This is a genomic window from Cronbergia sp. UHCC 0137, from assembly GCF_034932285.1.
Classification (GTDB): Bacteria; Cyanobacteriota; Cyanobacteriia; order Cyanobacteriales; family Nostocaceae; genus Cronbergia.
On record NZ_JAYGHC010000091.1, the window covers coordinates 1 to 11,621 of the forward strand.

Annotated in this window: 10 protein-coding genes; all 10 read right to left on the minus strand. The window is 40.2% G+C overall.

The genetic code is table 11. The features are described from left to right. Positions 1-946, minus strand: a 946-nt coding sequence (locus tag VB711_RS25705; protein WP_323289272.1) for an isoaspartyl peptidase/L-asparaginase, incomplete at its 3' end; no start/stop codon positions are given. Between the two features lie 15 nt (positions 947-961). After that, positions 962-1,132 (minus strand): DUF2256 domain-containing protein, encoded by a 171-nt coding sequence (locus VB711_RS25710; protein WP_323289273.1) that lies wholly within the window; start codon positions 1,130-1,132, stop codon positions 962-964. A 43-nt stretch (positions 1,133-1,175) separates the two neighbouring features. Beyond that, positions 1,176-2,549 carry a PrsW family glutamic-type intramembrane protease gene (locus VB711_RS25715; protein ID WP_323289274.1) on the minus strand — a complete coding sequence of 458 codons (1,374 nt, stop codon included), beginning with the start codon at positions 2,547-2,549 and terminating at the stop codon, positions 1,176-1,178. A 358-nt stretch (positions 2,550-2,907) separates the two neighbouring features. Next, positions 2,908-3,936 carry a zinc-dependent alcohol dehydrogenase gene (locus VB711_RS25720; RefSeq protein ID WP_323289275.1) on the minus strand — a complete coding sequence of 343 codons (1,029 nt, stop codon included), beginning with the start codon at positions 3,934-3,936 and terminating at the stop codon, positions 2,908-2,910. Between the two features lie 573 nt (positions 3,937-4,509). Continuing rightward, complete coding sequence (locus tag VB711_RS25725; protein WP_323289276.1) at positions 4,510-4,656, minus strand: hypothetical protein; 147 nt, start codon at positions 4,654-4,656, stop codon at positions 4,510-4,512. Between the two features lie 113 nt (positions 4,657-4,769). Beyond that, positions 4,770-6,968: an adenylate/guanylate cyclase domain-containing protein gene (locus tag VB711_RS25730; RefSeq protein WP_323289281.1), complete on the minus strand. Its 2,199-nt coding sequence runs from the start codon at positions 6,966-6,968 to the stop codon at positions 4,770-4,772. A 247-nt stretch (positions 6,969-7,215) separates the two neighbouring features. Next, positions 7,216-7,968, minus strand: coding sequence for a DUF928 domain-containing protein (locus VB711_RS25735; RefSeq protein ID WP_323289277.1), 753 nt, complete (start codon positions 7,966-7,968; stop codon positions 7,216-7,218). Positions 7,969-8,390: 422 nt separating this feature from the next. Then, a complete protein-coding gene (locus VB711_RS25740) occupies positions 8,391-9,533 on the minus strand; it encodes a beta-ketoacyl-ACP synthase (protein WP_323289278.1) in 1,143 nt (380 codons plus the stop codon). 85 nt (positions 9,534-9,618) lie between these two features. Next, on the minus strand, positions 9,619-10,383 hold the full coding sequence (locus tag VB711_RS25745; protein ID WP_323289279.1) for a peptidylprolyl isomerase: 765 nt from the start codon (positions 10,381-10,383) through the stop codon (positions 9,619-9,621). 240 nt (positions 10,384-10,623) lie between these two features. Continuing rightward, positions 10,624-11,193, minus strand: a complete 570-nt coding sequence (locus VB711_RS25750) for a photosystem I assembly protein Ycf4 (protein ID WP_323289280.1) — start codon at positions 11,191-11,193, stop codon at positions 10,624-10,626. Positions 11,194-11,621 lie beyond the last annotated feature (428 nt).

Consider the following 11,621-nt stretch of genomic DNA (forward strand, 5'->3'; position numbering starts at 1 on the left):
AACAATAACCAATTAATTGGTCATCATTCCATTCTAAAGTATCGCCAATGGTGTCGCCGTTGTGGTATGCAGCAAGTAATATTTCGCTGGTTTTACCATAGGATATTACCCCAGTGGCATCAAGAGCGATCGCTCCCAAATCTCTCTGATTCTTATCCGCTTCTGTAAATGATCGCTGCATTGCTTCTTTCAAGGTCATTCCATCAGTTACACGGACTACTATTTTCGGTGCTAAACACTCATCAATTATATCTTCCCCAATGCCAGTACAACTTACACCAGCATTAGCAGTAGCATAATTACCCGCAGGCATAGCAGAATCACTAACTCTGCCAATCCTCTCAAAGCCTTTACCACCAGTGGAAGTACCTGCGGCTATCTTTCCATCACCATCTAAGGCTACTACCCCAATTGTACCTCTTCCAGCATTACTTTCTAATTCTGGTTCAGCCACAACCCCGGCCATGGTTCTTTTAAAGTTATCTTGGCGTTCTTGAATCCACTCTTGCAGCCGCAAATCTGTTAAACCGTTGTAACTAGGAACTTGCAACTCCCGCGCCAACTCTGCCGCACCGTAATCAGATAGTACCCGATCTGGGGATGTTTGTAAAAATTGCGCCAGTTCAATCGGGTTTTTCACCCTGGCAATATTAATTACACCACTAAACCGCCCTGTTGCCCCATCCATCAAAGAAGCGCTCATGCGGATTTGACCATCGGATTGTAGTACCGAACCCGTACCAGCATTAAAGCGGGGATTATCTTCCAACATTTGACAACCCCGTACAACTGCCTGGGATGCGCTTGCACCACTTGATAACAGCGAATAGACCTCCTCTATCACATCATAGAGCGATCGCCGTACCGATTCCAATCCACCTTTACCGTGAAGAGAACTACCAGCCCCTCCGTGAATAATTAATTTAGGTTGCACCTGTAACTTCATTTATTTTTTGTAATGTTAATTTTGATCAGTTTGATTTTTAGCCTCAGAACGACGACGACGGCAACGTTCCGAGCAGTATTTTACATCATCCCAGCAATCTTGCCATTTTTTTCGCCAACTAAAAGGGCGTTGACAGACAACACAGATTTTTTCCGATAGTTCAGATTTACTACGAAACCGTCCCATAATTTTACAACAAATATTTTCATTGCTAGAGATTCCTCAACCCCTATTTTGGACCCAAAAACCGGGTAGCGAAATTTTGCGATCGCGTTGGTGAAAGCGCCCTAGCTTTGAGGATAGCTGCCATCAAAAAGGCATAGGATAAAACCCCAACGACCACCAACAACACAGCATTGATTGAACCCGTGGCATTCCATAAAGCATGGAGGGCAGAGGCGCTAAAATAACCAATAGAGAGAATTTGCCAACTCATCATCGGCTTCATCACAGCTAACCCAATGAAATAGCCTAAATAGCCACTATAAGCCATGTGTCCGGCAACAGAGCCTAAAATTCGGGGAATTAATAGCTGTAACCCGATTAATTGACCAGTTCCTATCCCTTCTTGGAGAGTGACATTTTGGGTGACAACGGGAACATACTGACCCAAAGTTTCCAGCAGAGTAAAACCCACAGCCGAGGCAGTTCCCAAAAGGATACCATCTAAAGGTTCCCAAACCCCGATGCGTTCTCGCCAAGGAGATGGTAAAGAATTACCGATAAAATATGCAGCTAAGATTGGTAAGGCTTTGAGTAATTCTTCCATTAACCCAGCACCAAAAAACATCCGTATTAGCAATTCAGTGAAGGTGATCGGTTCTTGAGGTGAGGGTAAACTACCAGGTAAGATCCCACGAAAGACAAAAATAAATAAATCTAATACTGGACTCATCAGAATCAGGGATGTACTCAAAGCCATAGCAATGAGTATCCACCAGGGCTTGGCTTTACCGCACAGTTGGTAAACAAAGTAATAGGCAGCAAAGGCAATGTAAGTAGCGACAATAACTTGATTAGCTTGGGGGTGGCCGACAGTACCAAACATCAGCACCACAAAGATAACCGTCAATATTCCTGGGATAAGATAGGCTTTGCGAGTTAGGTCTTTACCAGTGGAAATAATCGGAAATAGTTGGGTGAAACTAACTGAATCTCGCTGTAAATGGGCTTGGTTGGTGGATGATACAGATGTAGCATTTGTAGCTTTGTTAGCCGTCATCACCGTGGGTTGAGGGGGTAATTGGTACTCAAAAATGAAGACTGGTCCATCAGCACCGAGAGAGATGCGATCGCCAAATTGTAGTTCTTGAGTACCTTGCAAACGTTTTCCATTCAAAAAAGTACCATTGGCACTATTTAAATCGCAAATTACCCAATGGAACTTGTTTTCGGTCGATAAAGAGAGGGGACGAACCACCGCATGACGACGAGATACCATCCGGTAGATCATGGCATCCAAGACAACTTGACAACTAGGGTCACGTCCTATGACCATCTCTTTATTGGGAAGTAGGGAGTAGCGAAATTCTGACCTAGAAGCTGCTCCATTATTAGACACTAGCCGTAGAAATGCCTCATGCCTTGGGTTTTTGCCTGTCATCGAGTTAGTGATGTCTCTAAAGTAATTCTGAAGCTGTTTTGAATCTAGACTTAACCTGACGTATGGTAAAGGTAGCAGCACTGTCTAAATACACTATAGCTTCACTAACTGCTTAAATATTGTAAATTTTTTGGGCAAAATTGAAAATAATTGTTTATGTTTTTAGCGAACTTTTTAGATTTAGAAAAACCTTAATTAAGTAGGTGGGCGTTAAAAATTGTCGTTGGGAACAGGGAACAGGGAACAGGAAGAGAGTTTTGGGCGATTTTACTTTTCTTCACATACATTTAATTTTTTCTGTTCATCTACTTAGGCTTTTTATAGAAGTCTCTTAGCAATTTAACATGGTTGGTAATTGTTAATACTTGGATATCATCGCCACCTTGATAACCTGACGGGCTTTCATTTGAGCAAATACCTGTCCTAAATCTTGTAAAGGACGCTTTTCACTAATTAGCAACTCAAAGGGAATTTTTCTACTAGCTATTAGAGACAATGCCTCTTTTACATATTTTGGAGTATTGTGAAACACTCCCTTTAAGGTTAATTCACTATAATGGAGTTGTTCTGTATTAATAGTAATAGTGGTATCTTTAGGACAACCACCAAATAAGTTGACTGTAGCACCAGGACGAGCGCAAGCGATCGCTGTCTCCCACACACTTGGTACACCAGTAGCTTCAATTACCACATCTGCACCCATACCTTGAGTTAATTCCCGCACCACACCCGGAATATCTGCAATTTGATGATAATTAAATGTACCCACTGCACCCAATTTTTTGCCAATTTCTAAACGCTGGTCATTCCCTCCCCACAGCCACACACGGGCATTTGCAGCTAAAACTGCGACAAACATTAGTCCAATTGCTCCATCTCCCAACACTACCACCCGGTCTTGGGGTTTGACATCAGAACGGCTGATCCCGTGCAACACACAAGCCAAAGGTTCAGTCATCGCTGCCAATTCAAAAGGCAACTCATCGGGGACTGGTAACATATTACGCTGGACAATAGCCGCGGGAATCTTCAGATATTCGGCAAATGTGCCATTATTCCAGGTTAAATTCGGACATAAAGAGTATTCTTGCCGTTGACAATAAAAACAATTCATGCAGGGGGCAGAATTATTAGCCACTATGCGATCGCCCACACGCCAATTAGTTACACCTGCACCAACCGCTACAATCCGTCCCGCAGCTTCATGACCAAATAGGGTGGGCAACTTCAGCATTTTAGCATGGCCACCACGCCGCCAAACCTTCAAATCTGTACCGCAAGTTGTAGCCGCACCGACTTGAATCACTACTTCCCCTTCTCCTGGAGTAGGATCAGCGACTTCCTCTAGGCGTAAGTCTTCTTGGCCGTAAAGTAAAGCTGCTAACAAAGTTCTGCACCCTTGAATTAACTGTTAGATAATTTTACCTGAATTTGTGAAAAATAAAGAAGAATTTGAAAATTAAGACTTTTGCAAGAAGTCTTATCTGACGCACCGCACTAATAGGCGATTCCAAAAGGTTGAGTCAAAAATTTGTTCTTCTGATTTCTCTGTGTCCTCTGTGCCTCTGTGGTTTGTTTAAAAAAGAGTTTCGGGCTTAATTGAACCGTATTGACCGATCTCAACTAGATAACTTCTTGCATAAATACTTCGGTGTCGCCAAAATATTCTTGAAAAGCTCACGCAGAGGCGCAGAGGCGCAAAGAAAAATTTGAAAATCAGGACTTACCAAGAAGGTATGAGGGAAGAAGTATGAATTAAAACTTTAGTTCTGCGATCGCTAAACTAAGCTACAGTTTTGACTGATTTAATACCTGTGCTGCATTTTTGAATTAACAGCCAACGATCAGAAATTTTATCTAGTGCTGGCTTCAATCGGAAATTAAAAACCTCTTCCCATACGTCTATACCATACTGATCAACAAAATCAACTTCTAGTTTTTTGAATTGTTGCCAGTTGCGTTAGCGAAGCTCACCGAAGGTATCGCTAATTGCGGTAAGCATAGGAACAATAGTAGTGATGGGAACTTGAGTTGCGGCTGATGACCAGTCCCTAGTTTCTGCTAGGTAATCAAACTTTCCTTTAGAGCGTTTAATGTCATCTGTCATGCTGATTTTTGGTGTTTGGCTTGTTTGTTCTCCGCGATCGCTCTTTTAACTTTACTCTGAAGTTTCTTAATGCGTAAGTCCTAAAGATTATTTTGATTATACGATTACACAAGTCACAAAGAATGAAATAAAGCAATTACTTTGGGTGGGAGAGTTGTAAACCGAATTAAGAAATTATGTTGATCATCAGCAGATTTTTTGACTACTTTAGCATAAATATTTGCTTCTTCTAGCAATAATTCTCCTAATAATAATCTGACTTTAAGATTACTCAACAGTTCTAAAGCTTCCGTAGTTCGTAATAATCCACCATTTTCTGACAATCCGACTAATGCACCAATAAGTATTGTTCCGTCTGCCTGTTTACCTTGTAAAATAACATATTCGACAGGTAATTCTTGATTGAGAGTCACCATACTATCTTCATATTTAGGCAAAAAGAGTTGATATTCGCCACCAATACCACCAATATCAAAAACAGTAATGGGAGATTTTATGCCTTTGGGTTCTATCTCTAATTTACCATCAATTCTTAAATCCAGATTTGCATCTTGGGCAGAATTTTCGGAAATTAAAATCTGACCTCCCACAGTATAAGATTCAATGCGAGCGGCTAAATTTACATGACTACCAATCACTGTATATTGAGCGCGTTTTTGAGAACCAATATTTCCGGCTATTACTTCCCCAGTGTTAATGCCAATTCCCATTTCTAGGACTGGTAAATTCATTTGTCGATTTTTCTGATTTACCTGCTGCATTGCCAACTGCATAGCCACAGCACAAGCGATCGCTCTTTGAGAATCATCTTCTCGACTAATAGGCGCACCAAACATCACCAAAATCCCATCACCCATAAACTCATTAATCGTGCCTTTATGGTGATTAATTACATCGGTCATTGCTTCTAAATAAAAATTCAGCAGCGTTACCACTTGTTCTGGGGGTAATCTTTCGGAAATACTGGAAAAACCTCTGATATCAGATACTAAAATTGTGACTTTTCTTCTTTCTCCTCCTAACTTCAACCCAGAAGGGCTTTCGATTAAATTGGCAACAACTTCATCAGTGAGATAACGTCCCAGGGTTTTTTTCATTTGGGAAGCGCTACGGGCGACAAATTGGTTAATAGCGATCGCTGATCCGTTTAATGCCAATAATGTTGGTACTACAGGAATCCACCAACCAACGATAAATGCTGCAAAAGAAACAGCAATTAAGATACTACCTGGAATTACAACGCCAGTAATAAAAGGAATGTTTTTTTGGCGCTGTTGCCAATTCCAAGTAGCACCTAAAATCGACCAACTAAATATCCATAAACATTCCCAAAATTCAGACCAAGATTCAATTCCTGGACGATTATCTAAAGCTGTACTAATAATTTGACTAATTAAATTGGCATGAATTACCACACCTGGCATCCGTTCCGGGGCTGAAAACACTCCACTGGTGTAAGGAGTATACAAAAGATCCTTCAAACTTTCCCCAGTTGAACCAATCAGCACCAGTTTATCCCGCATTAAGTTAGCTGGAATTTTATTTTCTAAAACATCTGTGAGGGAAACCTTCGCAAATCTATCTATCCGTCCACGATAATTTAATAATATTTGATAGCTTCCTGCCTTTGCATTAATATAACCACCATCATTGTTTGCAAATTTAGGAAAAACACCCCGACCTAATTGTAAATAATTCGGATTTGTTGTTGCTGGTTGTTCTGTAATTCCTTCAGCTTTTAAATACAACAAAGCCAATTTCAAATCCATGCTTTCTATAATTTCATCATTCTCTAAATATAGATAAAGCAATCCTCTACGGATTTTTCCATCTCCATCTAGAGGTAAATCATTTGCCCCCACCTGTTGGCGTTCTTTCAATAGCCGTGGGGGATCAATTACCGAACTATCATTACTTTTAAATGCCTTTTGAATCCCAATTAAATTAGGAGTAGACTTAAACACTTTTGCTAACTCTTGTTCACCTGGAGGTACAGGTAAGTCACGATAAATATCTAGTCCTATACCTCTAGGTTGTTGTTGTTTGATATTGTTTAATAACCTCGCAAGTATGCGGTCAGAAATAGGCCATTGCTTTTGTTGACGAATATCCTCCTCTCTAATTTCCACTATAATAATGCGGTGATCAATCGGTTCTTGTGGACGCAACAAGATAAACCTATCAAAGGCTGTTAATTCCCAAGATTGTAGCAATCCAGTCAAGCGAAGTATAATTACAATTAATGTTACACTAGGAACAGTAATTAAAACACCCCGCCATTGCCATAGTTTTTTCTTTAGCGTTTCCCACATCATGAAGTTATGGATTAATTAGGGTTTGCTGAAAAAGTTATCTGTGAGGGCTAGGAGTCAGGAGTCAGGAGTCAGGAGGAAGAATTAGAAGAAGAGAAGAATAGTCTTGAATTTGGTCAAGTGATAGGGTTTTGATAATTTCAACGCTTATTCCTTGCACAAGTTTCACCTTTTTTACCTTCAAACCCTTTATATATCTCAGTTCTAGCTTTATATGCCTAACGGCACGCTACGCGAACAGCAAGCCCTAATTATTTACTAATTGCAAATCAATCAACGGCTCAGATACAATGTCATTTAATCCGACTGAATCTAAAAGTTGCTGCCAATTCATCTTGAGTTTTAAATTATTCGGTTCAGTGCGGCGTAGTTGAACTAAATTAGTTAGAGCATCATACCAAATTCCCGCTTCTGCATAGATAGTTGTCTGTTTGCGTAGGTCTGCTTTAGCTATGGTTGCAGATAAAGAAGAGTCTGGTTTAATGCGTTGTACCCAACCTTCTATAAAGGGGTTTTTACTAGAGTCTTGACTATCACAAACAACGGTAAAAAACCAGTGATAAGTTGTATCTAATTTCAGAGGAGGTAAATCGGTAGGAAGGGACAAGCTGACGATTCCTGCTTGATTAGGTAATGTTACCGTGGTTTGATAAAATATCTCTGGATCTGCATCATTCCTAATTACAAATTCGGCCGTTTTAACGGAGGAAGAAGGCAAATATACATGAAAGGTAGGATGGGAATTAACGGAAAGTCCTAATTTATTTACAGGTACTAAGGGGATAATTTTCGTATTCTCTTTGAGACAGGAAGATCCACGAGTTGCCCCTCCAGTAGTAACAGGGTTGGGATCGTTTCTTCCTATTGGTGGCTTAAATGTTTGGCTGATTTGCCAAGGGTTTTTTGTTGGGTATGATTGGGCTTGTACTGATGCTATTGGGGAATACAAGGTTAAAGATATTGCAAGTAAAGGCAATGATGTCTGAAATAGTTTTTTCATGGTTAATTATCCTGGTAATAGATGATTTAATACTCTATTTTCACAAAGTGCTAGTATTATCTACTTAATTAGAATTGTAATTCCTGAATATTGTTCCATTTACCTCTTACTAAATTAGCTACTAACGTAAGTTGCCAGTTAGATCAAATAAGGTGCGTCAGAAACTTAAAATTATTGATTTCAGCCTAAATTATTCTGTCTGACGCATCCTACAGACTACAAAATACCCGAAAAATTAATAACTAGCAACTTGGGTTATTATTAATCAGTCAGTTTAATATTAAGCAAATAATGGGTTCGTAATTTTTTTAAAGTTTAAATTTCAGATGTCTGGAGTATACTTTATCGCTGATGTAAGTTTTAGATCGGGTAATAGTAGACAGTTTGCTCTATTGGTACAATATTGTGTAGATTAGAACCTTTTATCCCAAAGCGATCGCTGCATTTTGTCCACCAAAGCCAAAACTAAGACATAATACATGTTTAAGGTTGTTTTCCCTGGCAACTGTGATAAAGTCCCCTTCAAACTCCGGTTGTTGTAATCCTACACAGGGCGGTAATATTTGATTTTGTAAGGCCATGAGCGAAAAAGCTACACCTAAAGCTGCTGATGCTCCTAGTGTATGACCGGTGCTACCTTTAGTGGAACTAATTGCGACATTTTTGGAAAATATATGCTGAATGATCATGCTTTCTATTTGATCATTTAGCTGAGTAGCTGTACCATGGGCATGAATGTAATCTATGTCTTTCGGTGTTAAATTACTACGTTCCAGACATTGGTTAATTGCAGCGATCGCACTCTTTCCTTGTGGGTCTGATTTATTACCATGATAAGCATCATTTGTCAAGCCAAAACCCAAAATTTCCCCATATATCTTAGCTTGACGTTGATGGGCTAAAGTTGCTGATTCTAAAACAAATACTGCTGCACCTTCACCGAGTACCAAACCTTCCCGGTGCAAATCAAAGGGATAAGCCCCAGTTTTGGCTAAAGCGCCCATTTGCTGAAACCCGGAGATAGTCAAGGGTGTAATTGGTGCTTCCACAGCCCCAGCGATCGCCCTCTGATATTGACCAGTTTGAATTAATAAAGCCGCTTGAGCGATCGCCCAAATGCCAGTAGAACAGGCCGCCATTGGTGATAAAACAGCACCTTCTGTACTTATTTGCCGCGCCACAGCGATCGCACTCATCTGGGGTAAGACATCCAACCAATCTGCTAATTTTAGGCAATTTTGGCGATTATCTCTGCCATACATCTGTCGCGCCAAAATCTCCCAATACCCTTGATAACTGCGACTAGAACCAATTACCACAGCACAATCAGACAAAGGTGATACTAATTTAGCATCATCCAAAGCAGAAACCACAACCGTTTTAATCAGAGTATTCAAATCAGAAGGAAGAGAACCAATTAAACCCAAAGGAATAGTTCCCAATTCTAAAAATGGTTGATGTAATTTAATTCCAGTTTTTCCAGCCAGCAAATTTTGCCAGCTATCTTGTAAATCTTGACCTAAAGCAGAAACTAGACCTATACCAGTAACAACAACCTTAACCAATTTTAAATTTTAGATTAAAAATAAAGATTTAGTCGAACCCTCGTAGAGACGTTCCATGGAACGTCTCCACTTTTTTAGGATATATCTATTGGGCAGTTTTGAGATTTTCAGCCCCTTGAGTGACTTTCGCCGAATCAATGCGATCGCCTTGCTCAATTTTGTTAACTACATCAAAGCCTTCGGTAACTTTACCAAACACAGCATAGTTCCCATCTAAAAAAGCCAAATCTGCTAAAGCAAAGTAAAACTGAGAAGAAGCTGAATCTGGCGATTGGGATCTAGCCATAGCGATCGCCCCTTGCTTATGCTGTAACTCAGGTTGTTTAGTAATAGTCTTGCTATAAACTATCGCTTCCTCGCCTTTTGGCTTAATTTCTAGAGGTACATAACGCTCATTTCCAGTTTTTGGGTCAATATAACCACCAGTTCCCCAACGACTTGGGGGAACTTTTGGATCTTTGCTTTGGGGATCACCACCTTGAACCACAAACGGCTGGGGTTCACGAACAACCCGGTGAAACACCAAACCATCATAAAAACCTTTTTGGACTAAATCGACGAAATTACCAGCAGTAATTGGTGCATTAGTGCCATCTATCTCCATCGTAATCGGCGAGCCTTTAACAGTCATCACCACAGTAGCTTTACCTTCGAGGCGTGGTAAATCTTTCATTCCTGGAATACTCTCACTTGTAGTAGTTGTCTTGGCACTTGCCTCGGTTGCTTTAGGGCTATCTGTTGCAGTTGGGGACGTATCAGAAGACGCAACTTGCTCAGATGCACAACCTCCCAACATCAAAGCCCCAACCATCAACAAAGTAACCAAAAATTGTGAAAATTTTAATCGCATTTCCAATTACTCAATCAACCAAAGTATGTTATAGCAGAAAACAGGGAACAGAGAATAGGGAACAGGGAACAGGGAACAGGGAACAGTAAATTAATATTAGAAATCTGGCGAAAATAAAATGTGCGTTTCTTCTAGCCATTGTAGAGACGTTCCATGGAACGTCTCTACAACCTTTTCAGGAAATTTCTATTATTTACTCCCTTTCCTCCTGACTCCTGACTCCTGACTCCTGACTCCTGTTTACAGACCCTCTAATGGTACTGCTAAAAAGCGTGCTAACTCAGCACCTTGAGTTTCCAAATCAGCTAAAGACAACGGTTGACCAACCCTTGTTAGAGGAATGTCACGTCTTCCTTTCACCCTGAGATAAAGAGCGCGTTGAGGATTCAGACCTTCCTTAATGGAAATTCTGACAGATTGGACATCCTGGATGCGGCTTTCAATCTCAATTCGGCGGTTTTTGCCAGGAAAACCCCAACGAAAGATATTAAATTTACCAGTTTCCTGATTAAACTCGTTATACCCACCACCTACATCCCAGAGGATAACTAGCCACAAATAAGAGGCTAATAGTATGCCAGCAGTACCGTATAACCCCATTACCAATCCTTGAGGTACAAAAATCAGTTGAGTTGCATCGGTGACTAGAAGTAAATTAACTTTCAGATAACTGGATATTCCAGCCAAGAAAAAGCCACTAGCGCCCATAGTCACGATAGTTGCCCACCAGTAGTTACTAAACCGACGAGAACCCAAAACCTTTTGGTGGAGGATTTTTTCGCCTTTGTTAATTGTTGTTGATGCCGTCATTGAACTACCTTGGCCTGTGAGATGTTCCTATTCAAAGTCTGCCACTTGAGCAGTATGTATTGCAAGTTGTACAATTTATGAGAGAATCTATTTCAGATTATTAAAATTCTGATCTCTCAGAATATCTAATTTCTCAGATACCTGATTCACTTCTGTGACTCCACCGCAAAATCTGATTAATGTGATAAGTTAAGAATCATTAAGTTACCATAATCTAGATTGCTAGTAAATGGTACGGATAATGACATCATCCTGAGAAACGTCCACTTAGTCAAGTAGTCAATTCTCATAATTTCAGTCACTTAAAGGGGCTGAAAGTGTCAAAAAAACCTTGGATTCCTCACAGCAGTAGTTTAGAAAGGAAGATCCCCTAAGACATAACTGCTTAAAAAACTTGGTAATTTTAGTAAAAACGAGGATTTAAGTTC

Bases quoted from the DNA above. Each gene is read 5' to 3' on its own strand.
- VB711_RS25750 (WP_323289280.1), bottom strand. From the start codon at position 11,193: ATGACGGCATCAACAACAATTAACAAAGGCGAAAAAATCCTCCACCAA.
- VB711_RS25730 (WP_323289281.1), bottom strand. From the start codon at position 6,968: ATGTGGGAAACGCTAAAGAAAAAACTATGGCAATGGCGGGGTGTTTTA.
- VB711_RS25710 (WP_323289273.1), bottom strand. From the start codon at position 1,132: ATGGGACGGTTTCGTAGTAAATCTGAACTATCGGAAAAAATCTGTGTT.
- VB711_RS25735 (WP_323289277.1), bottom strand. From the start codon at position 7,968: ATGAAAAAACTATTTCAGACATCATTGCCTTTACTTGCAATATCTTTA.
- VB711_RS25745 (WP_323289279.1), bottom strand. From the start codon at position 10,383: ATGCGATTAAAATTTTCACAATTTTTGGTTACTTTGTTGATGGTTGGG.
- VB711_RS25715 (WP_323289274.1), bottom strand. From the start codon at position 2,549: ATGACAGGCAAAAACCCAAGGCATGAGGCATTTCTACGGCTAGTGTCT.
- VB711_RS25725 (WP_323289276.1), bottom strand. From the start codon at position 4,656: ATGACAGATGACATTAAACGCTCTAAAGGAAAGTTTGATTACCTAGCA.